Origin of the sequence: Planobispora rosea (genome assembly GCF_014648175.1) — a bacterium.
Lineage (GTDB): Bacteria > Actinomycetota > Actinomycetes > Streptosporangiales > Streptosporangiaceae > Planobispora > Planobispora rosea.
Genome location: NZ_BMQP01000047.1, coordinates 1 through 20793, shown reverse-complemented (window position 1 = coordinate 20793; position 20793 = coordinate 1). Strand labels below are relative to the sequence as shown.

General features: G+C 70.0%; 27 protein-coding genes. 6 read left to right on the top strand and 21 right to left on the bottom strand.

The window, feature by feature from the left end; all coding sequences use genetic code 11:
* Nucleotides 1-109 precede the first annotated feature (109 nt).
* The 3 genes from IEZ08_RS32720 to IEZ08_RS32710 form a co-directional block, all read right to left on the bottom strand.
* A complete protein-coding gene (locus tag IEZ08_RS32720; protein WP_189243675.1) occupies nucleotides 110-898 on the bottom strand; it encodes a WDGH domain-containing protein in 789 nt (262 codons plus the stop codon).
* Nucleotides 898-1782: a hypothetical protein gene (locus tag IEZ08_RS32715; RefSeq protein ID WP_189243674.1), complete on the bottom strand. Its 885-nt coding sequence runs from the start codon at nucleotides 1780-1782 to the stop codon at nucleotides 898-900. The genes IEZ08_RS32720 and IEZ08_RS32715 overlap by 1 nt, the downstream gene beginning before the upstream one ends.
* 142 nt (nucleotides 1783-1924) lie before the next feature.
* Nucleotides 1925-2227 carry a hypothetical protein gene (locus tag IEZ08_RS32710; protein WP_189243673.1) on the bottom strand — a complete coding sequence of 101 codons (303 nt, stop codon included), beginning with the start codon at nucleotides 2225-2227 and terminating at the stop codon, nucleotides 1925-1927.
* A gap of 75 nt (nucleotides 2228-2302) precedes the next feature.
* On the opposite strand from IEZ08_RS32710, the gene IEZ08_RS32705 reads away from it, so the two are divergent.
* Nucleotides 2303-2596, top strand: coding sequence for a helix-turn-helix domain-containing protein (locus tag IEZ08_RS32705; RefSeq protein ID WP_189243672.1), 294 nt, complete (start codon nucleotides 2303-2305; stop codon nucleotides 2594-2596).
* Nucleotides 2597-2861: 265 nt separating this feature from the next.
* Nucleotides 2862-3764 carry a hypothetical protein gene (locus IEZ08_RS32700; RefSeq protein ID WP_189243671.1) on the top strand — a complete coding sequence of 301 codons (903 nt, stop codon included), beginning with the start codon at nucleotides 2862-2864 and terminating at the stop codon, nucleotides 3762-3764.
* Nucleotides 3765-3819: 55 nt separating this feature from the next.
* Here the strand turns inward: IEZ08_RS32700 and IEZ08_RS32695 are convergent, their stop codons facing one another.
* The 17 genes from IEZ08_RS32695 to IEZ08_RS32615 all read right to left on the bottom strand — a co-directional run bounded on the left by IEZ08_RS32695 (nucleotide 3820) and on the right by IEZ08_RS32615 (nucleotide 17311).
* Complete coding sequence (locus IEZ08_RS32695) at nucleotides 3820-4020, bottom strand: hypothetical protein (RefSeq protein WP_189243670.1); 201 nt, start codon at nucleotides 4018-4020, stop codon at nucleotides 3820-3822.
* Complete coding sequence (locus tag IEZ08_RS32690) at nucleotides 4017-4469, bottom strand: macro domain-containing protein (RefSeq protein ID WP_229803767.1); 453 nt, start codon at nucleotides 4467-4469, stop codon at nucleotides 4017-4019. Before IEZ08_RS32690 ends, IEZ08_RS32695 begins: the two co-directional genes overlap by 4 nt.
* Before the next feature lie 158 nt (nucleotides 4470-4627).
* Nucleotides 4628-6730: an NAD-dependent DNA ligase LigA gene (gene ligA, locus IEZ08_RS32685; RefSeq protein WP_189243669.1), complete on the bottom strand. Its 2103-nt coding sequence runs from the start codon at nucleotides 6728-6730 to the stop codon at nucleotides 4628-4630.
* 256 nt (nucleotides 6731-6986) lie between these two features.
* Nucleotides 6987-7412: an SIR2 family protein gene (locus tag IEZ08_RS32680; RefSeq protein WP_189243668.1), complete on the bottom strand. Its 426-nt coding sequence runs from the start codon at nucleotides 7410-7412 to the stop codon at nucleotides 6987-6989.
* Nucleotides 7413-7438: 26 nt separating this feature from the next.
* A complete protein-coding gene (locus IEZ08_RS32675) occupies nucleotides 7439-8416 on the bottom strand; it encodes a hypothetical protein (RefSeq protein ID WP_189243667.1) in 978 nt (325 codons plus the stop codon).
* A 35-nt stretch (nucleotides 8417-8451) separates the two neighbouring features.
* On the bottom strand, nucleotides 8452-8754 hold the full coding sequence (locus tag IEZ08_RS32670) for a hypothetical protein (protein WP_189243666.1): 303 nt from the start codon (nucleotides 8752-8754) through the stop codon (nucleotides 8452-8454).
* A gap of 145 nt (nucleotides 8755-8899) precedes the next feature.
* A complete protein-coding gene (locus IEZ08_RS32665) occupies nucleotides 8900-9163 on the bottom strand; it encodes a hypothetical protein (protein WP_189243665.1) in 264 nt (87 codons plus the stop codon).
* A 23-nt stretch (nucleotides 9164-9186) separates the two neighbouring features.
* On the bottom strand, nucleotides 9187-10239 hold the full coding sequence (locus IEZ08_RS32660) for a ribonuclease H family protein (RefSeq protein ID WP_189243664.1): 1053 nt from the start codon (nucleotides 10237-10239) through the stop codon (nucleotides 9187-9189).
* On the bottom strand, nucleotides 10236-10475 hold the full coding sequence (locus IEZ08_RS32655) for a hypothetical protein (protein ID WP_189243663.1): 240 nt from the start codon (nucleotides 10473-10475) through the stop codon (nucleotides 10236-10238). The genes IEZ08_RS32660 and IEZ08_RS32655 overlap by 4 nt, the downstream gene beginning before the upstream one ends.
* Nucleotides 10472-10765 (bottom strand): type II toxin-antitoxin system prevent-host-death family antitoxin, encoded by a 294-nt coding sequence (locus IEZ08_RS32650; RefSeq protein ID WP_189243662.1) that lies wholly within the window; start codon nucleotides 10763-10765, stop codon nucleotides 10472-10474. Before IEZ08_RS32650 ends, IEZ08_RS32655 begins: the two co-directional genes overlap by 4 nt.
* Before the next feature lie 125 nt (nucleotides 10766-10890).
* Complete coding sequence (locus IEZ08_RS32645) at nucleotides 10891-11724, bottom strand: hypothetical protein (protein WP_189243661.1); 834 nt, start codon at nucleotides 11722-11724, stop codon at nucleotides 10891-10893.
* 135 nt (nucleotides 11725-11859) lie between these two features.
* Nucleotides 11860-13572, bottom strand: coding sequence for a PDDEXK family nuclease (locus tag IEZ08_RS32640; protein ID WP_189243660.1), 1713 nt, complete (start codon nucleotides 13570-13572; stop codon nucleotides 11860-11862).
* Between the two features lie 288 nt (nucleotides 13573-13860).
* Nucleotides 13861-14916, bottom strand: coding sequence for a tetratricopeptide repeat-containing protein (locus IEZ08_RS32635; RefSeq protein WP_189243659.1), 1056 nt, complete (start codon nucleotides 14914-14916; stop codon nucleotides 13861-13863).
* A 123-nt stretch (nucleotides 14917-15039) separates the two neighbouring features.
* Nucleotides 15040-15264, bottom strand: a complete 225-nt coding sequence (locus IEZ08_RS32630) for a hypothetical protein (protein WP_189243658.1) — start codon at nucleotides 15262-15264, stop codon at nucleotides 15040-15042.
* Nucleotides 15265-15399: 135 nt separating this feature from the next.
* On the bottom strand, nucleotides 15400-15894 hold the full coding sequence (locus tag IEZ08_RS32625) for a hypothetical protein (RefSeq protein ID WP_189243657.1): 495 nt from the start codon (nucleotides 15892-15894) through the stop codon (nucleotides 15400-15402).
* A 103-nt stretch (nucleotides 15895-15997) separates the two neighbouring features.
* Nucleotides 15998-17023 carry a tyrosine-type recombinase/integrase gene (locus IEZ08_RS32620; RefSeq protein ID WP_189243656.1) on the bottom strand — a complete coding sequence of 342 codons (1026 nt, stop codon included), beginning with the start codon at nucleotides 17021-17023 and terminating at the stop codon, nucleotides 15998-16000.
* 48 nt (nucleotides 17024-17071) lie between these two features.
* Complete coding sequence (locus IEZ08_RS32615) at nucleotides 17072-17311, bottom strand: hypothetical protein (protein WP_189243655.1); 240 nt, start codon at nucleotides 17309-17311, stop codon at nucleotides 17072-17074.
* A gap of 160 nt (nucleotides 17312-17471) precedes the next feature.
* Here IEZ08_RS32615 and IEZ08_RS32610 point away from each other — a divergent pair, with 160 nt between their 5' ends.
* The 4 genes from IEZ08_RS32610 to IEZ08_RS32595 all read left to right on the top strand — a co-directional run bounded on the left by IEZ08_RS32610 (nucleotide 17472) and on the right by IEZ08_RS32595 (nucleotide 20331).
* Complete coding sequence (locus IEZ08_RS32610; protein ID WP_189243654.1) at nucleotides 17472-18581, top strand: coiled-coil domain-containing protein; 1110 nt, start codon at nucleotides 17472-17474, stop codon at nucleotides 18579-18581.
* 5 nt (nucleotides 18582-18586) lie between these two features.
* Nucleotides 18587-19549 (top strand): amino acid adenylation domain-containing protein, encoded by a 963-nt coding sequence (locus tag IEZ08_RS32605; RefSeq protein WP_189243653.1) that lies wholly within the window; start codon nucleotides 18587-18589, stop codon nucleotides 19547-19549.
* 291 nt (nucleotides 19550-19840) lie between these two features.
* A complete protein-coding gene (locus IEZ08_RS32600) occupies nucleotides 19841-20014 on the top strand; it encodes a hypothetical protein (protein WP_189243652.1) in 174 nt (57 codons plus the stop codon).
* Between the two features lie 29 nt (nucleotides 20015-20043).
* Nucleotides 20044-20331, top strand: a complete 288-nt coding sequence (locus tag IEZ08_RS32595) for a hypothetical protein (protein ID WP_189243651.1) — start codon at nucleotides 20044-20046, stop codon at nucleotides 20329-20331.
* A 24-nt stretch (nucleotides 20332-20355) separates the two neighbouring features.
* Here IEZ08_RS32595 and IEZ08_RS32590 read toward each other — a convergent pair whose 3' ends face one another.
* Nucleotides 20356-20580 (bottom strand): hypothetical protein, encoded by a 225-nt coding sequence (locus tag IEZ08_RS32590; RefSeq protein WP_189243650.1) that lies wholly within the window; start codon nucleotides 20578-20580, stop codon nucleotides 20356-20358.
* Nucleotides 20581-20793: the final 213 nt, after the last annotated feature.

The following is a 20793-nucleotide window of genomic DNA, read 5'->3' as shown; positions in this document are numbered from 1 at the left end:
CAGTATCCGGTGACAGCAGCCGCTCCCTGACAGTGACGGCAGGAGCAGGCGGGGCACAATCCCGGCCCGTAGTCGGCCGGACCACCGCATGAAGTGCAGACAGCGGACATCAAGGTCCCCCAGGAGAAGAAGGGCGATCATGACGGGCAGAACCGGCCGAGCCGTTCACGAGTCGGCGCAGACGGCGGTACTTCTCATCGGTACTGTGGCCGTCCCACACCGGTCCGGCTGGAGCGGTGACCCGGGCGACGTGGTCGAACAGGTGCAGGTCGTGGGGGTGGAGGTGCCAGGACAGTTGCCCGGCTGGAGTGTCGAGGTAGATTAGCGCCATGTCCGGTGCGCTGAGGTCGTTCTCCACGATGACGGCCGGATGCTGACCGGCCAGGTAGGCGATCAGGGCGGCGCGTTCGGCGTACACGCTGCGCAGCGGATCAGCAGGCCCATCACCGGCCCCATCATCAGGCCCGTCCCCGGGCGCCTCCGCTTCGGCGTCGCCGAGCTGGTCGGCGAGAGCCGCCTGCACGCCGGGCGGGATGGTCCACAATCCGAGGGCTCCGGTGCAGGCGATCGGCTCGGGCAGAGCGCGGATCTCGCTCAGGCGCCAGTGCCACATCCCGGGCACCGCCCACGGTGAGCACGTGCGCTTGCCGGGGCACTGGTGGCTGTCGGTGAGCTGGGCAACGGCGATGATCGCACCGAAGGCGAGATCACCGGCCGTGCGCAGCGCCGCCCGTCCTTGTTCGGTCGGCACCCTTGCGTCCCGGTCGGCGCGCAGGCTGGCGTGGATCGCGATCGGGCCGCGGTAGGTGGTGCGGCGCGAGCGGTTCTCGATGTCCTTGGCGCCGATGGTGATCAGGTGCGCCCAGGGTTGCTGGACGGACAGGGCCTTGACGGCCATCACCGCGGAGCCCCTTCCTTTGCCGGGTCGTTAGTGATGGCCTTCTCGACCATCGGGCACGGCCAGGGAACGATCTGAGCCGGGAGGGTGGCCTTGGCGTCGCTGGTGCACCTGACACAGATGAAGCTGCGGCCGAAGTCGATCTGGGCGGATGTGGCCGGCTCGTGCTCGGCGAGCACCGGGTGCAGGTCTGGGCGGTCGGGGACGGTGATGGGCGGCGGGTCGCTCACCACGGTGACGGCGTGAAGCTCCATCACCTGCGAGTTGCGGCCGTTGCGCATTCGCTGGGGGATGTAGTACAGGGCCGCGCGGCGGGTGGCGCGCTGCTCTATGCGCACCTCGTGCAGGCCGCTGGCGTCTTCCATGCCGTTGGCCTCCAGCCAGGCGGCCACCGCCGCGACCTCGGCGGGGTCGGCGTACAGGGCGTGGAAGGCCGGCAGCTTCCAGATGACGGGACCGGGCTCGTCATCGCCCAGCCGCTCGCGGCGCTGCTGGATCTCGCGGCGCTCGTCCTCGGCTTCCTGCTCCGCCTGCCGCCGGGCGGCTTCGGCTTCGCGCTCGGCGCGGATCATCTCCAGCTCCCGGTCGTAGCCGGAGGGCTCAGTGACGTATGCGCGCAGCTGGGCGTGCTCGGCGGCCTCGCGGGTGGGATGGCCGCACGACAGTCCTCGCGGCCCCCACGACGCCCAGGACGGGCCGGACAGGCCGCCGTCGTCTTCTCCCCATCCGGCAGCGGCCTGCGGGTTGTAGGAGCACCAGTAGGTGCCGCCGAGCACGATGCCATCCACGATGATCAGGAACTCATCCGGGGCGAGCTTGGAGGTGCCCTCCAGGCTGTCATAGCCCGCGTATCGGGGTGTGCGGGTCAGGGTGAAGCTTCTCACTGGCCAGACTCCTTTGCGTCCATGACGCTCTCGGCCCAGCGGCTTCCAGCCCTCCACACCGCCGGGAAAGCGATCAGGGCGGTGCAGGGGGCAGCCCTCGGGCTCTGCCGGGCATCGGATGGCGTCGGTGCGGTGGTGCCGCTCATCGGCCGGATCCTTCGACCTGGCCCGGCTGGGAGGCCACGGTCGCAGCGGGGCCGACGATGAGGTGGACCCGGCCGTCGGCGCCAGCGTCGATGCCGACCAAGGTGAGCTTCTGGCCGGTCTCGGTGCGCAGCACGACGGGGGTTTCGTCGTCGCCGCATCCCTTCAGGGCCATGACGACGGCGTCGACCACGACGTCGTCGTCGGTCCAGTCGCGCATGTCCCAGGAGAGCTTCGCCGGCGAGGTATCGGTGGGGGACATCCGCTGTTCGTCTGCCGGGCTGGTGTGGCGCGCGTCCATGGGTGTCTCCCTACCATCCGAATGTTGACTATAGTCTACATGGTGAAGTTGCTTATAGTCCACACCCGGTGGGAGATGCGATACCGTGCTGTCGTGCCGCGCTCCCCGATCGATCCCCACGCCGACGCTGTCGTGCTGCGCCGTCAGGCGTTCGGCCGGCGACTGCGCGCACTGCGCGAGGAGGCCAAGCTCACCCAGGCGGCCGTTGCCGCCGCAGCGGGCCTGGACCGCTCGTTCTACGTCGGCGTCGAGGCCGGCAAGCGCAACATCAGCCTCGACAACGTCTTCGCCATCGCTGATGCGCTGGGCGTGCCGGTCGAAGCGCTGTTCGCCGGACTGCCACAGGCCCTCGACCCCGCTGCGCAGTAGCCCACGGCCAAGGCAGACGGCAGCATCGCAGGCATAGCGTCGACGTCACTGCCAGCCCCTGGCGCTGTGGCCGCATACGTTCACCGGGTTGACGCGGAGGGTATCTCGGCCGGCTGGATGGACACCAGTGAAGACACCGTGCGCGAGGCGATGCAATGACAGCGAGCTCGCCGCCGTGGCGGACCCGAGCGACGCAGAGCGCCCGGAAAGTCACTTATCGAATGCTGTGGCATGATCGCCCACCATGAGATGGCGAGTAATACCGGTGATCGTGCTCGGGCTGACCGCTCTACCTGTCCCCGCGCAAGCAACCGGGGTAGATGTGGTGGCCGCCGTGACGCGGCTGCAAAGCCAGGGAGCCGCAGTGAAGATCTATCAAAGGACCAGTGCGGGCTGGCCGGCCGATCCACGCATGGAAGCGCTGCCGATGCGGGAGTGCGGACGGCGGGCTGATGCGCCCGTGGTGACCGGCCTGGCCACGCTGGGCCGCGGCGGCGTGGTGGCCGCCGACATGAAACGCCAGGTGGAAACCTCCGAATGCGCGCTGCGGTTCCTGAAGGAGGATGCCGCCAACGGCGACCAGCGGGCGGCCGACCAGGTCAAGATCGCATCAGCGGTGCACCGGATGCGCACGGTCGGCGGCCGCCTGTATGTTTCGGGGCCCGCCTACGGCAGCGGCACCGGATGGCGCACCCTCGGCAAGGCCCCCGGCGGCGCAGCGCTCTACGGCGACCAGATCATCGACCCCTTCGATGTGGGCACCCTGAAGTTCCTCGTCAAGACAGCGACCATCAACAAGGCCGGCCCCCCAGAAAACGATGCCGACGGTCGCCGGGTCAGCAAGACCTGGCAGTATCGCGGCACGACCACCTTCGCCGCCCTGTTTCGCGCCTCCAAGCCGTTTCGCGACATGCTGGGCGGCCGACTCGACCCGAAGGCCGGCAAGATCTCCTTCATGTGGGGCGTGCACACCGACCGCAGAGGCGTGCCGGTGACGGTCATCACCTACTGGTGGCCGCGCGGCGATTACCCGCTGGCAGGAGCGACCGCCGCCACCCGCTACAGCTGGGATGTGAAGGCATCCATCGCGGCTCCGGCCACCATCGGGCCCGGGCGGGATCCCTACAGCGACGACCTGGTGGACGCCTACCGCATCCCACACCGGTGACGTTTCCTGCGCCTGCCGACGGTGACCGGGCGTCCCGGGCGCTGATCGAATGTGATCAGCGCCTATCCAGCCGGCCGACCAGCAGCGGGCCTGCGGCCAGCAGGCCGAGGGTGACGGCGATGATGGTGATGGCCGACAGCGGGCCGGGTCCCAGCAGGTGCCGCAAGAGCGCGATGAATCCCGGGATCAAGACCAAGTCGCCGGCCAGCACCAGCCAGACGGCGCATCCCAGCCTGTCGTGATCGCCGCTGCTCATGGGCGGGCTGCGGCCGGATCCAGGTCATAGACGCTGACGGCGACGCCGCGCTCCACCAGACAGGTGATGATCAGCGGCTTGATACGTTCCCACTCGCCACCAGCCAGACCTGCACCGATGCGCGGAGCATGCACACTGGCTTGACGGGCGGCGGCGGCCTCAGCCAGTGCGGTCAGGCACTGCTGCAGGGCCGCATAGCGGATGGGCGCGCTGTGGTCGCCGCGGCGTACGCCTTCGGCGGTGCGCAGCCCGGCGGCGGTGCGGATGCCGTGCTGGGCGACCATGTTGGCCACCCACAGCTCGTCGGCGACCTGCACGAGCTGGACCGCGCCCAGAGTGAAGCCGTCGCCAGTGCGGGACCAGGCGCGGTAGGCGGTCTTCGGTTCGGGCCAGCGACGGGAGATCGCGGTGACGAAGCCGCGACCCCAAAATCCGGCGTCGTTGCACACGTGAGCGATGATCTTCGGGCCGGTTCCGGCGGGGGCGGTGGCGTCCCCGATCCGATAGGTGATGGCAGTGATGAGCGGTCTCCTTCAGAGGTTGGCGGACACGCCGGTGGGCGGGCCGGCTGAGGTCAGCTGGCCCGCCCGCCGGGGTATTTCGGGGACTACAGGAACGCGGCGACCATCTCGGCGAACTCCTCGCAGGTGACGATTCGCACGCCCAAATCCTCGGCCTTGGTGCGCTTGGAGCCGGCCTTCTCCCCGGCGACCAGCAGCGCGGTCTTGGCCGAGACGCTGCCTGATGCCTTGCCGCCGGCGCGCTCGATGAGCTCGTTGACCTGGTTGCGCGATAGCTCGGCCAGCGGGCCGCTCATCGCCCCGGTGGCCACCACCGACATCCCGGCCAGCGGCAGCCCGGCGGCCGCCGCGGTGGTGTCGTCGGCGCCGTCGGTGCTCGTGCCTGCGGCTGCGGTGGCACTGGCGCCGGGTTCGGTCATGTTCACCCCGGCCGCGATCAGCTTGTCGATCAGCGGGCGCAGCTCGGCCAGCTCCTCGATCATGAGCTTGGCCTTCTCGGTTCCCATGCCCTCCACCGCCTGGATCGCCTCGGCGTCGGCCGCGAGGATCGCCGCCATCGAACCGAAGTGCCGGGCGATCCGCCGCGACATCGACCGGCCGGTGCCGCGCACGCCCAGCGCGCAAAACACCCGGCTGAGCGGCCGGGTCCTGGCCGTCTCGATCGCGGCCAGCAGTTTGCCGGTGCTGGCCTCGCCCATCCGCTCCAGGCTCAGCACCTGCTCGCGCTTCAGGAAGAACAGGTCGGCGAAGTCGGCGATGAAACCCGCGTCCAGCAACTGCTGGATGCGGGAGGCGGCCAACGTCTCGATGTCGAGCTGGTCGCGCCCGGCGGCATACACGATGGAGGCCAGCGCCCGGCAAGTGCGCCCGCGCACGCACCGCCAGCGCTCCTGGCTGGCGTCGATGCCATCGCCGCAGTGGGGGCAGGCCTGCGGCACGCTGATCGGCTGCTCGTCGCCGGTGCGCAGATGGACGACCGGCGCCTCAATTCTTGGAATGATGTCGCCGGCCTTGTAGACGGTCACCGAGTCGCCCAGCATCAGGCCGCGCCGGGCGATGTCGGCCGCGTTGTGCAAGGTGGCGTAGGTGACGACGCTGCCGTCGATCTCGACCGGCTCCAGGATGGCGCGCGGGGCGATGATGCCGGTGCGCCCGACGTTCCACTCCACCCCGACCAGCTTGGTGATCTTCTCCACCGGCGGGAGCTTGTAGGCGATCGCCCAGCGCGGCGCCCGCGAGCTGAACCCCGCCTGCTCCTGGTCGTCGGCCAGGTCGGCCTTGATGACCACACCGTCGATACCGAAGGGCAGATCAGCGCGGGCGGCGGCGATCTGCTCGACGCGCGCCTGGATCTTCTCCACACTCGCCGCGACGATCCCGGCCACCGGGGTGCCAGCGGCGGTGGCCACACCGAGCCCGGCCGCCACGTCCATGATCTGGCTGTGCGGCAGGCTGCGCAGCCGGACCGCCAGCTCCGAATCGTCGGTGGGCGGCAGCGGCAGCGCGCCGTAGCCGAAGAAGGTCAGCTCACACACATACGGCCGGTCCTTGGCCCGCAGCGTGCCCGCAGCCGCGCTGCGCGGATTGGCGAAGGTGGTGCCGTCATGCGCGGTGCGCTTTTCGCACGCGGCCTCGAACTGCGCGGTGGTCATCATCACCTCACCGCGGATCTCGATGGTGACCGGCGAGGTGAGCTTCTCCGGCAGCCCGACGATGGTGCCGATCGCCCGGGACACATCCTCACCAGCCGTGCCGTCCCCGCGGGTGATGAGCTGAGTCAGCCGGCCGTGCTGGTAGCGGGCCGAGATCGCCAGCCCGTCGAACTTCGGCTCCACGCTCCAGGCGGTGACCGACCGACCCAGGCGGCGCTCCAGCCCAGCCGCCCAGCGCTCCAGGCCGGCGGCGTCGAAGACGTTGTCCAGGCTGAGCATCGGCACGGTGTGCGGCACATCGCCCTCCACCGCGCCGCCGGCGACCTTGCCGGTGGGCGAGTGCGGCAGCACCTGCTCGGGATGCGCCTGCTCGTAGGTCTCGATGCCGCGCACCAGCCGGTCGTAGGCGTCGTCGTCGAGGCCGGAGGTGCCGTCGCGGTAGTAGGCGGCTGCGGCGTCCACGGCCAGCTGCACGGCTTCGGCGTAGGCGGCCTGGTTGGCCAGGACAGTCAGGGGGGCGGCGGGCGCGTCGTTCATGGGTCCATTCTCTCCAAAGCGACCGACATTCTCGGGTGCGGAAATGCGGGGTGAGCTGGGGATCGTCGCGCGTACGGACGGATGGGCACGCAGCGGGGCGTGGTCATTCACACAGGTCTCCGTAGGAAGCGGGTCTGCGCCGGTTGTCCGGCGCCGAGGCCGTCTCGACCACGGGTTCTGCGCACTGGGGCGGCCCGCCCGCAGGGCGACCGCGCAGCGGCGGGGCCGCCCCAGTGCGCAGGTTCCGTGGTAGGCCTCAGGCGGGCGCCGGACCGGCGCAGCTCTCGACCTCGCCCTCCGTTGAATGGCACGAGACCTTGCCCGCGACCGCTTCCTCGCGGCTGCTCTGCCACATCCACTCATCGTGCTCAAGCGCTTGTGGTAGGCCACGACGGCAAACACGTACCTGCTCGTCGTCTCGCCCGGGTAGAACCTTACTGATCACCCTCTCAGCGAGAGTCTCACCGTAGGTCACCACCAGCACCCTGGGATGCTTTCCGGCCTTGGTCCGCTTTTTCCACAGGTGCGTCAGCTCGTCGTTGACAATCCCATCGCCGAAGCCATACCCGGCGATCAACCACTTCTCGGCCACCAAGGCTCTCTCACTGAAGATCTGATGAGCCAGACCGAACGGTGGCGTCCGGGCGAGCCGGCGCTTTCGCTCCTGATTGGTGAGCAACACCGGCGGGTCCTCAACTTCGCGCCGCTCTAGCAGCCCGTCCGCCACATGCGGACCAGGGCGTCGCTGAGATGGGTTTGGATCTGGGCTAGCCGCAGCGCCGCGGTGACGACGAATCGCTGGCCGTAGGCGAAGTCGTCGTGGGTCGGTGTGTAGTTCTCCGGCGGGTACACGTGGCGGCCGCCGTCCGCGGTGTAGACGACGGTGGGCGTGAGGTGCTGGAAGCGCAGGTAGTCGTGGTACTCCACGCCCAAGGTCAGCACACGCATCGCGGCCTGGAGCTCGCGCACCGTCTCGCTGACGTCGTGCAGTTCCCGGACCACCTTGGGCACCACGTGCGCGCCCCTGGGAGAACCCTCGCCGATGGCCCGGCGGAACTCGCCCTCGCGCGGCGCTGAGGGCAGGTTCGGACCGAAAGCGAACGGCGCCCGTCTGCCGGTGGAGGTGATATGGGCCCGATACAGCTCCTCGAAGGCGTCGACGAGCAGCGCCATGCCGCCGGTGTGCTCGCCGTCGTGAAAGCACTGCTCGGCCTGCTTGAGCAGGTCCCGTGGTTTCTCCTGCGGGACGAGGTCGGACATGGTGATGGCGTCGAACGCGATGCCGAACACCATCGGGGTGTTGGCCTCGAAGAAACCGCTGGCGTCGGCGCGGGATTGCTCGATGGCGTCGGGTCCGGGCCAGGTGTTGGCGTGCTTGAAGGCGTTGCGCAGGTCGGTGAGCCGCTTGATGCCGTTGCGGCCGTCCAGGGCGACACCGTTGGCATCCTTGCTGGGGTGCAGCCCGCCGAAGTAGCGGTCAACAAAGCCGCCTTTGTCCGCGATGGGAACCCCCAAGTGCTCACCGGCCAGCATCAGGAACATCTCGATGGCGTCGTGGAAGGTGAGGATGCAGGTGAAGTTCAGCGGGCTGGGAAGATGCGACTGATCCACGCCGTGCTGGTGCAGCATGCGGATGAACGCCAGCCGGGTCATGGTCGCGACCGGCAGCCGGGACGGGGTCGTCATGGGTGCCTCTTCCAAGGTCGGGGTGAGTAGCCACCCTAGGTGGCGGCCCTATCCTTCACCGCTTGATTTCCGGCGTGTTCTTGCTCCCGAGGCCCGGCAGGGGTTGTGCCGCAGTGGTAAACAGCCGCGACAAGGGCGGGGATGACGCCGGCGTCCCCGCTGATCAGCCGGGTCAGCAGGGGCTGGATGTCCGGATCGGCCGCCAGGTGCCGGACTTGGGCGCCGACGTGGGCGAGGCTGCGGTGGCCGCCGATCTCCATCGAGGTGAGGATCAGGTCGATCAGCTGCTCATCCGACAGCGGGCCGCCGTCGGGGACGCACCCGTGCGGGCAGGCCATCGCCGCGTTGGCGCCGGCGCCCCACAGGCGGCAGGCGGTTGGCCGGACGGCGGCGATGTGGGAGGAGAAGCTGAGCTGACCCCGGGCGCGCGGCGGTCGCCATCGATCCGGATGGTTTTCCGCCTGGATCCGGACGGGGTACGGGTCAGGTGGCGGGGTCGTCCTGATCAGGGACGGCAGGGCTGAGCGGGAGCCCTGATTGCCAGCGTCGCCAGGAGGCGATCAGGTCTTTCCGCCAGGAGGCGTTACGCAGCGCGGAGGAGGCCAGCCATTCGGCGGCCCGTTCGCTGTCGGGGTCGATGCCTTCGCGGGCGAATTGGAGCGCGGTCCAGGCCAGCCGGTCGGCGATGCCCAGCAGCGGGTTGGTTGACGACCGCAGGCGGGGTTCGCTGATCTGCTCGATGTGCACGGTGCGGGTGCGGAGTTTGTTGGTCAGGCGGGCAGCGTTTTCTTGTGCAGGACGCCGCGGGCCACGACCCGGGGGCGCGTGCTGCGGACGGTGGTGCGGTCGGTGGTGATGTCGGCGGCGCTGGCGCTGTCGATGATCAAGTGGATCTCCTGGCCGGGCTCATAGGTAGCCAGGCCCTGGCAGATGGCCTCCAGTTCGGCCGATACGGCGTTGGTGCGGGGCGCGGTGTACCAGCCGAACCAGGCGTGGCCGTCGCCGCGGACGGCGGCCCAGGCGCCGATTTTGTGGGTGCCGCCTAAGCCGTTGTCGGTGGAGGCGTCGGTGGCGATGCAGGCGGGATCACCGTCCAGGCCGGCCAGGTGGAGGGTGTAGGGGCCGTGGGTGCTGTCGAGGGGGATCCAGTCGGTGCGGCGGTCCCGGGCGCGTGGCTTTTCGGGCTGGTGGCCGGGGTGGCCGGGGGCGTGCCAGGCGGCGCGCAGGCTGGCGCGGCTGGTGCAGGTGCGCAGGGCTTCGGAGGCCATCCAGCGTTGGGCTGCGGGGTCGTCGACGGCGATGCCTTCGCGGACGAATTGGAGTGCGGTCCAGGCCAGGCGGCTGGCCAGGTTTCTCAGCGCGATGGCGGCCTGGTCGGGGGAGGTGCTGGTGGGGTCGATCAGGTACAGCTCGATCGGCCGTCGCCGCAGGTGGTGGGCCAGGTCCTTCACGGTGCCCGGGTGCAGCGCCTTGCTGGCCGGGGGAAGTCCTTGGGCCAGGCGGGTGGCCGCGGAGAGGGCGGCGGCGGAGGTGGTGGCCAGGCGGACACTCTGGTGGGCGGGCACGCTCTTCAGCGCCCAGCGCATGGCCTCCAGCGTGGCGGCGGTGGCGTCGGTGCGGGGCGCGGTGTACCAGCCGTAGCGGGCACGGCCGTCGCCGGTGACCGCGGCCCACACCCCCAGGGTGTCTCCGGTCAGGGCGGTGACGGCGATGAGGTGGGGGTCGCCGTCCATGTCGGGGAAGAACGCGCGGTAGGGGCCGGTGTGAGTGTGGATGGGCACCAGGCTGTCGGGGGGTGAGGGTGCGGGTTCGGTGGCGTTCATGTGTTGGGCTGGATGATCCACACGGAGACGTGGTCGGCGCCGTGGGTGTAGACGATCCGGTAGGCGTCTCCTGTGATCTCCATGGCGCCCGGGATGCTGCCGTAGGGGCGGGCGCCGATGGGTTCGGGGTCGGCGACCAGATCCAGGATGGTGTCGGTGATGGTGCGCCGCAGGACGGTGGCCGTGGCGGCCAGGGCATCGCTGGCGGCCGGGGAGAGCACCAGGCGGCGCTTCACCGGGCGGGCGGCGGGGTGAGGCCCATGGCGGCGTACAGGTCGGCCGGGTTGTCGTAGGAGGTGACGGCCAGGGTGCCGGCGTCGGCGTCGGCAATCATCTGGGCGACGGCGGCTTCTTCGCGCTCCCGGCGCAGGGCGACCAGGTCGCGGTAGTCCTCTTCGCTGATGATGACGGCGCGTTCTTGGGTGCTGCGACTGATGACGGTGGGGGTGCGGCGGTGCACGGCGCGGGCGATGAGGTGGCCCAGCTGCTTACGGGCGTCGGCCACGCCCATGGGTTCGGTGCTCATACGTCTACCGTACCCGCAAGATGTACATGATGTACATCTTTCTCGAGGTCGCCCAGCTGTACGGCGCGACACCGGCGGTCCGGGGCCGCGCCGTACGGGCGCAGGAGGCGGGGACGGCCATCAGATCACCTCGCTGAGGAAGAGCGCACCGGCGCCAGGAACCGGCGAACCCACAGCGGTGTGCCGATGAGCAGGCGCTCAGCTGGGGTCTGCGCGTTGTGGGTGTCGCTGTCGTAGAAGATGCGCACGCAGTACTCCATCGGTACGGCGCTGGCTGAGCCCAGCGCGCTCAGACGGCCGCGGCCCTGCAGCGCCGCTACCCGCTGGGGTAGGTCGGCTGCCCCAGCCAGGGCGCTGAGCACGGCGGCAGCCTGGTGAGGGGAGGAGTCGTTGCCCTCGAAGTGGGCATAGGGCGTGATCAGCTGCAGGGTGACGGTCCGTCCCGCGCGGGTGGGCACGCGAGTGGTCTGCACCGCCAGCCGCTCCTCATCGATCATGCAGGTGCGCAGGAGGCTCCATCCGGCGATGTAACGCACTCCCGCCGCGGGATCGTTGGCGAGCCAGGCCGGGCGCAGCAGCCGTTCGGCCGCCTCGGTGACAGCCGGCCGGGATCCGCTCGGAGCCAGGTTGCCGGCCAGGGTCGCGGTCTCGGGGGAGAAGACCTGGTAGTCGGTCACGGTGCGGCCGTAGCGGGCATGCGCGGTCTGCTTGCGGCGCAGCCCCAGCGCCTGGGCGATCTGCGACCACGTTGCCGAGCGGCTACGGGTCGCGGCCTCGACCAAGCCGATAATCGCGCTTTCGATCACGGTGGCGTGGGCCTGGGCGGCTGCCAGCGCGGCGATGTAGTCGCCGGCGAGCACTTGCCGAGCGGCTTGCTCACCCTCCCGGCCCAGGGCATGCAGGCGGTCAGCGAGATCCGGGTTGTGCTGGGCCAGGCGATCCAGTGGGGAGTCGGTCACCCCTCCAGCGTACAAAAAATTGGACGCCGTTACGCGGTCTACTATTTTGGACGGTCCAGGGGGCGTCTCCTCTACCGGCTTGCCACCGTGCGGGGCGGCACGAGGCCCGTGGGAGCGCGCTGCGAAGAGCGCCTACTACTCAACCGCAGGGGCAGGCAGCACAAGCGGACCCGCCGTGGCCGTGGCCGTGGCATTCGGGCCAGGGATAACGGCGATCTGGTCGCCCTCGGGCTCGCCCAGGCGAGCGTCCTGGTAGAGCACGTGCATCGCCCGATCGAGCACGATCTCCTGCCCGCCCAGCCGCACGCTCATCACCCGCGCCGCCCACAGACGCACCTCCTGGCTGCCTTCTCTGACCTGCGCCCGTGCGTCGGCAGGAATCGGCAGCCGCTCCCAGGACGTCGTGATCCGCTCCCCGTTGAGCAGACGGTGAAACAGCAGCAGCTTGCTCAGCTCCGATGCGTCGATGTGCTCGGGCACGACGATCCGCTGCGCGGTGTGGCGCTGCAGGGTCCGCAGCGCCTCCAGCACCTCGATCAGCCGCGGCCCCCACGCGCTCGCCCCATCGATCTCCCCCAGCCTCCACGTGGGGAAGATCGGTTGTCCATCCCGCACCGCCAGCGTGATCCCGGCGCCGGGGACAAAGGACGACACTAGCCGGACCGCGGGCAGCACCTGCGCCGGAGTTTTGCCCGCCGGCGGATGCCGCTGCATCCGCAGCCGGCTGCCTTCGGGCCCGTTCATCAGGAACTCGAAGTCCACCACCCCGCCGGGGTCGCGCACAAAAAGCCACTGTCCCTCCCCTTGAGCGCCTTGGGCGTAGCGGATGTCGACCACGTCCAGTTGGCCCAGCGGCGTGCCGTCCGGGTCGAGGAGCCGCACCTCCAGCTCCGGCAGTGCCTCGGCGGCCCCGGGCGGAATCATGATGTGGATGCGCCCGGCGCCGGTGCCCGGTGTCAGGCCGGGCGGTCCCTCCACGGCGGTGACCGTGGCGGGCACGTCTCGCAGCGGTGCGCCGTAGTGCAGGAAGTCGTGCACCGCCTGCAGTTCGCCGGAGCCCTGGTCGAGCTCGAAGACGACGGAGGTGGTGATCGGCCGCAGGTAGGCCGACTCGGCGCAGCGGGGCAGGGTCCACAGCACCACGTAGGTGTTCTCGTTCAGTTCCTTGTACTCGATGAGCGCCGCCGTAGGATGGGAGTAGACGTCGGCATTGTCCCAGGGCAGGTCCCGAAGCCGCCCGCTGCGGACTTCGATCGTGTAGGTATAGAGCGGGTCGACCTCGTTCAGCGCGGCCGCAAGAGCGGTGTGCCGGCTCACCACCGCCTCCAGCAGGCCCTGGCTGCCGAGGCCCGGCTCAATTCGGGATCCGCCGTACATGGCCTGCGTCAGCAGCTCCTGCAGCCGCACCGCACCGTTGCCGAAGAAGTAGTCGACCAGGCGCGGGTTGTTGGCCGCCTTGCCGTCGAGCCCCGCACGGTCCATCCAGTAGGCCGGAAACGACTGGCCAGCGGTGAGCCCGTTGAACCAGTCCAGCCGTTTGTTGGACGGGTTGAGGGGGGTCACCAGCGTCCAGGAGCGCACGCGGCGCACCGGCAGCATCTCGGTGAGGAAGGTCTTCCAGGAGTCCTCCACCGCCTTTCTCTGCTTGCCGTCGAGCGGTCGGGTGTAGCGCTTGACCTGGTAGATGTCGAATCCCCCGTCGGGGTGTTCGATCTGGATGTCGACGCCCTGGTCGCCTCCGGCCGGGGTGATCCGGTTGCCGTGCGGGTTCTCCAGGAGCAAGAGAGCGGCGACGAACCGTTCGATGAGGTCGCCATCCAAGTCGGCGTCCCACGGCACAGGAGTCATGGCGACCAGCAAAGCATGCCGCACCGGTAATAAGTATCACTCTCCGCCCATAGAAGATTACGGAATCAATCTACTTATCCAGGCAAGAGGGCCAGGATCGAACCGCGGATGCACAAGGGACGGAAGGCGCCGCGCTCAGATATCAGGCGTCGGACGGGTGTCGGCCGAGGCGTGTGCAGAACCGGGAGGCAGTAACGCCAGCGGGCTGGCTTGTGCACGCTCCAGGGCTCAGTCTCGATCATGCGGCGCTGTGATCGCCGGTGGGCGCGGCGGCATTGTTGATCTTGTTCATTGCGTGTCTTCCGAGCGGGCCGTCGTATCGGCCCGCTCACAGGATTCCGTCCTTGGTGAAAGGGAATGACGGGCCCGCAGGATCGTGCGGACCAGCGGGTGCAGTTGGATGACCTGCTCCGTCAGAACGAGCAGCAGGCTGTGGGAGCGCAGCATGCGGACACCGTCGAGGACATCGGGAAGGGAGAGGCCGAGCTCGTTCAGTGCCGACCGTGGCACAAGCGCCCGAGGGTCCCTCACCAGAGCCATGAGCACGGTGATCGCCTCAGGCGAGTGCTCGACGATGGTGGCCAGCGTGCTATCCCAGACATGGGCAAGGCTGGTGCCGTCGGCGGTGCGGTACTGCAGCAGGGGGACGGGGCTGGAACGTAGCTGGGTCAGATAGTCCGACAGCGGCAGACCGGTACTCGCCCGATGGGCAAGGACTTGGTGTAAGGCCCACGGTATGTGCCCCAGTTCCGCGGCGACCTCGGCGGCTGCGGTCCGGACGCTACCCGTCGGGCTTTCACCGCCGGACAGTAAAGCGACGGCGTCCTCCGGTTCGAGGCCGTCGAGCTTGATGACCTGTGTTCCCGCCCATTTGCGCCAGCCATATACATCTCGCCGGGTGGTGATGATCAGGCGTCCGCAGTCGTGAAGCTGGGCCACCAGGGCTGCGACATGCTGAGGCCGGTCCACAGCATCGAGCACGAGCAAGCAGCCGGGGTTGGCCTGCAGCCAGGCCAGTGCCACGTTCGCTGCCCGCCTGGAGCCCAGTTCACTGGTCCAGGGATTGAGGTATGCGGCCAGCTCGGCCAGGCCCCCCTCTACCTGCTCAGCGGTGGATGCTCGCATCCACCAAGCGAGAGTGTAGTCGGACCGGTGTTCATGGGCGTGGCGCAGTGCCAGGGCGCTTTTGCCTGCTCCCAGCACGCCATGGATGACTGTGGAGCCGATCGGTGAAGACTGCTCCAGCAGCATCAGCTCCACTGCTCGGCCCACAAATATGCCGTTCTCGGGCGGCAGATTGCCGGTGAGGTCAGGGACATCCAGGGACATGTTCATCTCGATCATTCCTCGGTAGGTGATCCGTCTTCAACTGTGGAACTGCCCGACGGTGTGCGCCCGTCATCGTGGCGAACCTGCCGGGCGCGGGCGCGGGGGCGGGCGCCGGTGCATCAGGGATGGGCAGATCGCTCACGCCGCGCTCCCGGCGGCGGCCAAGCCGGCGTTGAGGACCGCCAGCAGGTCATCCAGCAGCGCTCCGGTGCCGGGGCGCAGCCGGCCGCCAGAGCCGGGACGCACGCGCACGCCCGCCTCCAGCAGCTCGGTGCGGGTCAGCACGACGCGGGCGATCTGGCCGTCAAAGACGGTGTTGGGGTCAGCACGGCGCACCGTGCCATCGGTGTCGATGACCAGCACGCTGTGCCGGGCGGCTGCGGCGCTCTCGCCGCGGGCCAGCAGGGCGCAGGCATGGGTGCGGGTGATGCGCGGCGGGCGGGTGGTAGGCAGGGCAGGCTCCTTTGCTCGGCGCGCCCGCAGGCGGCGGGCCCTGTTTCAGGGGCTGGGTGCATCCACCGTCAGGTGCGAGGCGAAGCGGTCGGCGGTGTGAGTCACGTTCCAGCCGCGTTCGGCCAGCGCCGCCAGCAGCGCGGCGGCCGGGCCGCAGGCGAGCGGAGCGTCCTTGGGGTAGCGCTCGGTCAAGACGATGAGCAGCCGATGGCCGCCTTCAGCGGCGGCGAAGGCCTCTCCCACCTGGGCGATGAGCGGCCTGCTGCGGGTGGCGCGGATGAGCTGGCGCACCGCGTCGCGGCTGAGCCCCGCTGATCGGGTGCCGGCGCGATCGGGCGGGATCTGCTCGATCAGCGGACGGGGCGGTAGGCCCGTGCCGGCGCAGCGGGGCAGGTGGCGGCCGCCGACGCAGATGTCGGAGCGGTGGCGGCGCAGCCTGCCGTCGGTGGTCAGGCCGATGTCGGTGCGCTTGCACATCACGCAGCCGCCGTGCGCACCTGGGCCGGATGCTGCAGGGATGTGAGCGGGGACGGTGCTCATCGCAGGCTCCGTTCTGCGTGTCATTCACATTCAGGGCTGGTGAAGTGCACGTATTCGGAGGGCGCGGTTGTTGCATCAAACGCAACTTCGCCTGGTTGACTGCCTACAGCCCGATGCCGTACAGCGGGTTGTCCTCCCATTCGTCGATGACCTGCATGTAGCCGAGCATCTCCCGCGAATAGGGGGCCCAGCCGCCCTGGCGGGCGATGGCGATGGCGTCATGCTTGGCGCGGCGGCCCTCGGTGGCCATGCCCGAGCGCAGCCCGTGGGCGGTGCGGTGCCCCAGCCCGGCGCGGGCCGCGGCCGCGGTGAGCGCATCGCCCACGCCTTCAGGACTCAGCCGGTTGCGCAGGCGGCCGTAGCGGTCGATGTGCCGAAACGCCGCCCCATCGACCAAGCCGGAGGCGGCCAGCCAGGCCCGCCAGGCCCGCACCGGGCAGGTGGACAGGTGCTGGCCGTAGGGCACCTTGGGAAAGCGCTCGGTGCCGGTCTTGCTCCAGCGCACGTGGATCTCCAGGCCGCGCTCGACCTCGGTGACGTCGCCGATGTCGAGCGCCGACAGCTCGCTGCGCCGGGCGCCGATGGCAAAGCCCAGCAGGAACATGGCGCGGTCGCGCACGCCGAGCAGGCGGGGCGGGCAGGCCTCGCAGATGCGCCGCATCTCCGCCACGGTGAAGGCGGGCGCTTTGCCCCGGCCGCGCCGGCTGCCGCCGGCGGGTTCCTGCGGGCTCTCGGCGTCGGGTTCCCGGGTGCCCTCCTTCATGATCTTCTTGCGGGCGACGACCAGCGCCCGGCTGGCCGCCTCGGCCACGTGCGTCTCCAGCGGGCGGCCGGCCGCCTTCAGCGCCGAGCGCAACCCGCCGATGCGCCGCTGGATGGTCTTGAGCGCCTTGCCGGTGACCACCAGGTGCTCGATGTAGTTGACGATGGTGTCGGCGTCGATCGGCCACTCGGGCAGGTTCTTCTCGGTGCAGTAGCGCACCCAGGCGTTGACGTCACTGAGGTAGGCGCGCTTGGTGTTGGGCTCCAGTTCCTCAGCCAGGAACGCCCGGGCCGCCGCGGCGCGCACCGCCGGGGAGGCCGCAGCCGGCCGGATGGCGAAGGAGGTGTCGGGTTGTTCGGTGCTCATGGTCTGCTCCTGTGGCGGCGAGGTGGGGATCGTGGCGCCCTGCGCGCCTCAGGCGCCGCGCATGGCGCACACCAGTCCCATGAGCAGCTTCACCCCGGGCTCGTGGCCCTCCAGCAGGGCGATGTAGTGCGCCGCCGAGATCAGCACGCCGGAAATGTCGTCATCGCTCAGGTGTGGGCGGATCACACGTAGTTTGTCAATCAGTTCGGCACATGTATCGATCTCCTCCCGGGTGAGGTCTTTTGTCACCTCCGCGAGATCGACGGCATACACTGATCGGTTTTCCATACTTCCTCCTTTTATCCCGTTTTGTCCGATTCGCTTGACCCCTGATAAGGGGAGACTATCCGGGGTTAGTCGCTCCCGGCAATAAATCGTCGGATTCCGTTTCGTATCGAAGGAAACCACTTTTCTTATGTAACGGAACGCAAGCTGTTAGGGTGGTGGAGTGGATGACCGCCCGATGCCCGCCGCTCCGGAAGCCGCACCGGCCGCGCCGCCCCACTGTGAGGGGCCCGAGTGCACCAACCCGCTGCCACTCCCAGCGCTGGACGCCGAGGGCCGCCGCCTCGGCGGCCGCCCGGCCAAATACTGCTCGGCCTCCTGCCGCATCGCGGCCCACCGCCTGCGCACCGCCCGCAACGCCCCGGCGCTGGGCGAGGCGGTGGCCCGCGCCCAGGACCTGGCCGAGACCCTGCTGCAGGCGGGCCGGCCCTGGCAGGCCGCCCTGCACGCGCTCAGCGCGCAGCTGGACGAGCTCACCAGCGGCGCCGTCGGCCAGCTGGCCGCTGCCAATGAGGCCGCCGAAGAGGCCCGCGCCGCCGCCGCGGCCGCCGAGCAGCGCGCGAGTACGGCCGAGCGCGAGCGCCGCCAGGCCCTGCAGGCGGCCCGTGAGCAGCGCCAGGCCCGCGAGCAGGCCGACGCCGACGCCGAGGCCGCCCAGGACGCCGAGCGCCAGGCCCTCAAAGCGCTGGCCGATGAGAAAGGCGCGCGCGCCCGTGCCGAGAGTGCTGCCGATGCGGCCATCGCCGCTCGCGAGGAGCTGGCCGAGCGCCTGCAACGCACCGACGAGGCGCTGGCCGCCGCGCGCGCCGAGACCGCGGCGCTGCGCCAAGCCGGTGAGAGTGCCCGGGCCCGGGCCGAGGCGCACGCCGCACAGCAGGCCCAGCGCATCACCGAGCTCGAGCGCGCCCTGGCCGAGCACGACGGCCAGCTCGCTGCGGCCCGGACCGAGCTTGTCCGGCTGGCCGAGCAGCAGCGCGCGGCCACCGGCCGGGCCGAGCAGGCCCAGGACGAGGCCCGGCAGCTGCGCATCGAGCTGGCCGAGGCGCGCCAGGCGGCCGAGCAACGACGCGACACCGCTGAGGCACGAATCGAACAGCTGCGTACCGACCTGGAGCAGGCCCGAAAGCAGGGCGCTGAGCAGCAGAGCGCGCTGGCCGCCGAACGCGCCGCACACGACGCCGCCCGCGAACAGCTCGCCGACCTGCGCGCCCAGCGCGACCGCCTGCAGCAGGCTGGCGCCTACGACACCGCGACCACCGAACAGAAGGAGTGACCCGCATGGACGCACCCGACCATCGGCCCTCGGCCGCCTACACCCTAGCCGAGCTGGCCTTCCTCACCCTGGGCGCCTCCGCCGGCCGTACCGCCCAGCTGATGGAGGCGCTGGACATCGCCATCGACCCGCGCGAGTTCGCCGAAACCGAACTGGCCCGCACCAGCCGCGACCCGGCGACGCTGCGCACCCTGGCCGCCAGCACCTACGCCAGCGTCCGGCGCGCGGTCGCCGGCAACCCCGCCACTCCGGCCGCAGCGATCCGGGCCCTGACGCGCGAGGCCGATGACGTCACCGTGGAGAGGGCGACCTGTCATCCCGCCCTGCAGGTAGCCGACCTGGAATTTTTGAGCCTGACCGGGTCCGGTTTCGTGCGGGCGGGCGTGCTGCGCCACCCGCGGGTGCCGCAGCATCTGGTGGATCGGGCCACCGGCGACGCCGACCCGTATGCGCGCGCGGTGGCCGCCGGCCACCTGCGGGTGCGCGAGGAGGCGCTGGCGCGCCTGGCCGTCGACGACGACGCCATGGTGCGGGCCGCGGCCGCGGGCCATCCGCGCCTGCCTGTGCTGGCGTTCCCGGTGCTGGCCGCTGATATGGATCGGTGGGTGCGGATCGCCCTGGCCGCCAACCCCCATCTGCCGGAGGCGCAGCTGGTCCTGCTGGCCGCCGATGCGCAGGTGGAGGTGCGGGCGGCCGCGGCCGCCGGCCCCGCGCTGACTCCGGATGTGGCCGCGCTCCTGGCCGATGATGTGGAGCAGGTGCAGCGGGCGCTGGCCGCCAGCTTGTTCTGCCCGGTGGGGGTGCTGCGGCACCTGGCCCGGCCGCGCTGCCGCACCGCGGTCCGCCAAGCCGTCGCCGATCATCCTGCCTGCCCGGCCGATCTGCGCCACCACCTGGCCGCGCGCGATCGCTCCATCTACGTGCGCCAGCGGGCCGCCGCCTGGTTGAAGGGGCCGGTGAGCGGATGAGACGGTTCGTGGCGACCATGGCCTGCCCGTGTCCACCCCGCCGCGCGCCTATCGCTGCCCACCATCAGCAAGGCCTCATCGATCGGCTCATCGCCAATTCCTCCTCGCTCCTGTTGCACCGGGCCTGCCCTCAGCTGTCCCTGACCCGCCGCACTGCCCACGTGGTGCATGAGGTGACCAGCCGAACCATTGAAGAGGCCCTTCGGGCCACCGAAGATGTGCTGTATCCCTTCCTGACCGCCATCGGACCTGACATCCTTGATCATTGCCCGTGCGAAGGAGATACCTCCGGTGATCCCCCTTCCTGACCAACGGCTCGGTGAGGTCATCGTCGACCCCAACCTGCCCGAGGCCGACCAGCAGGTGCTGCGTGCGGCTCCCCTGAATCTGCTGATCCCCCCCGACCGGATCCCGCCGCCGGCCCTCGAACGGATGATGACCGCCTATCCGCGCTGCAGCACATGAGCGGCATTCCCCTCGAACGGAGACCCGCGATGACAAGGCCATCACCTCCCATCCGCATGTGGCACCTGGCGCTCGCCGTGTTTATCTTTGGTGCGCTGACGTGGGCGCTCGGCAGCCTCCTGCACGCTTATCTCGCCGACATGTTCGTAGAGACGCGGCTCGCCGGGGCACCGGCGCCCGATGGGAAGAGCGGGTGGACGGACGTCCTTGCCCTACTCGGCCAGATCGGCATGCTCGCCACCGTCTCGGGGGCGATATGGACGATCGCGCTGTTGCCCATGGAGCTGGTCCTGAGGCGCAACCGGCTGAAGATCTGAGCTCAAGTTGCCGTGGCCTTGCGGTCACTGGCGCGCGTCGTGAGCGCGCGGCACGTGCGCGTAGTCCTGGCCCGGCAGCGGGGTGATCTCGGCCGCGGCCACCTGCCGGTCGGTCAGGACCGCGCGGCGGCTGGCGGCGCTCTCGTTCACGGTCAGCCGGGTGATCTGCGCCCACCACGAGCTGCCCTGTGGCATTACCGCCTGGCGCCAGCCGCGCAGCAGCACCACCTGGTCGGCGTAGGCCACCAAGGGCGGCAGCGCGCCCGGGCGGCGGGGAAGGTGCTCGTAGAGCTGGCCGTCAAGCTCGGCCAGATCACCATACGGCAGGCGGTGTTCGACGACGGACGGCGCTGCGGTGATCGGCTCACCGGGCAGGATCCAGCAGATGTGCGCCCACGGCGGCTAGGGCGTGTCGTCAAAGTGTCATAACCACATCAACAACGCCGCCAGCGTGACCGCGGC

What these genes read in the sequence shown, in the direction of transcription:
- IEZ08_RS32720 (WP_189243675.1), bottom strand. Translation starts at nt 898, where the DNA reads ATGGCCGTCAAGGCCCTGTCCGTCCAGCAACCCTGGGCGCACCTGATC.
- IEZ08_RS32710 (WP_189243673.1), bottom strand. Translation starts at nt 2,227, where the DNA reads ATGGACGCGCGCCACACCAGCCCGGCAGACGAACAGCGGATGTCCCCC.
- IEZ08_RS32705 (WP_189243672.1), top strand. Translation starts at nt 2,303, where the DNA reads ATGCGATACCGTGCTGTCGTGCCGCGCTCCCCGATCGATCCCCACGCC.
- IEZ08_RS32695 (WP_189243670.1), bottom strand. Translation starts at nt 4,020, where the DNA reads ATGAGCAGCGGCGATCACGACAGGCTGGGATGCGCCGTCTGGCTGGTG.
- ligA (WP_189243669.1), bottom strand. Translation starts at nt 6,730, where the DNA reads ATGAACGACGCGCCCGCCGCCCCCCTGACTGTCCTGGCCAACCAGGCC.
- IEZ08_RS32675 (WP_189243667.1), bottom strand. Translation starts at nt 8,416, where the DNA reads ATGACGACCCCGTCCCGGCTGCCGGTCGCGACCATGACCCGGCTGGCG.
- IEZ08_RS32670 (WP_189243666.1), bottom strand. Translation starts at nt 8,754, where the DNA reads ATGGCCTGCCCGCACGGGTGCGTCCCCGACGGCGGCCCGCTGTCGGAT.
- IEZ08_RS32660 (WP_189243664.1), bottom strand. Translation starts at nt 10,239, where the DNA reads ATGAACGCCACCGAACCCGCACCCTCACCCCCCGACAGCCTGGTGCCC.
- IEZ08_RS32650 (WP_189243662.1), bottom strand. Translation starts at nt 10,765, where the DNA reads ATGAGCACCGAACCCATGGGCGTGGCCGACGCCCGTAAGCAGCTGGGC.
- IEZ08_RS32640 (WP_189243660.1), bottom strand. Translation starts at nt 13,572, where the DNA reads ATGACTCCTGTGCCGTGGGACGCCGACTTGGATGGCGACCTCATCGAA.
- IEZ08_RS32635 (WP_189243659.1), bottom strand. Translation starts at nt 14,916, where the DNA reads ATGATCGAGATGAACATGTCCCTGGATGTCCCTGACCTCACCGGCAAT.
- IEZ08_RS32625 (WP_189243657.1), bottom strand. Translation starts at nt 15,894, where the DNA reads ATGAGCACCGTCCCCGCTCACATCCCTGCAGCATCCGGCCCAGGTGCG.
- IEZ08_RS32620 (WP_189243656.1), bottom strand. Translation starts at nt 17,023, where the DNA reads ATGAGCACCGAACAACCCGACACCTCCTTCGCCATCCGGCCGGCTGCG.
- IEZ08_RS32615 (WP_189243655.1), bottom strand. Translation starts at nt 17,311, where the DNA reads ATGGAAAACCGATCAGTGTATGCCGTCGATCTCGCGGAGGTGACAAAA.
- IEZ08_RS32605 (WP_189243653.1), top strand. Translation starts at nt 18,587, where the DNA reads ATGGACGCACCCGACCATCGGCCCTCGGCCGCCTACACCCTAGCCGAG.
- IEZ08_RS32595 (WP_189243651.1), top strand. Translation starts at nt 20,044, where the DNA reads ATGACAAGGCCATCACCTCCCATCCGCATGTGGCACCTGGCGCTCGCC.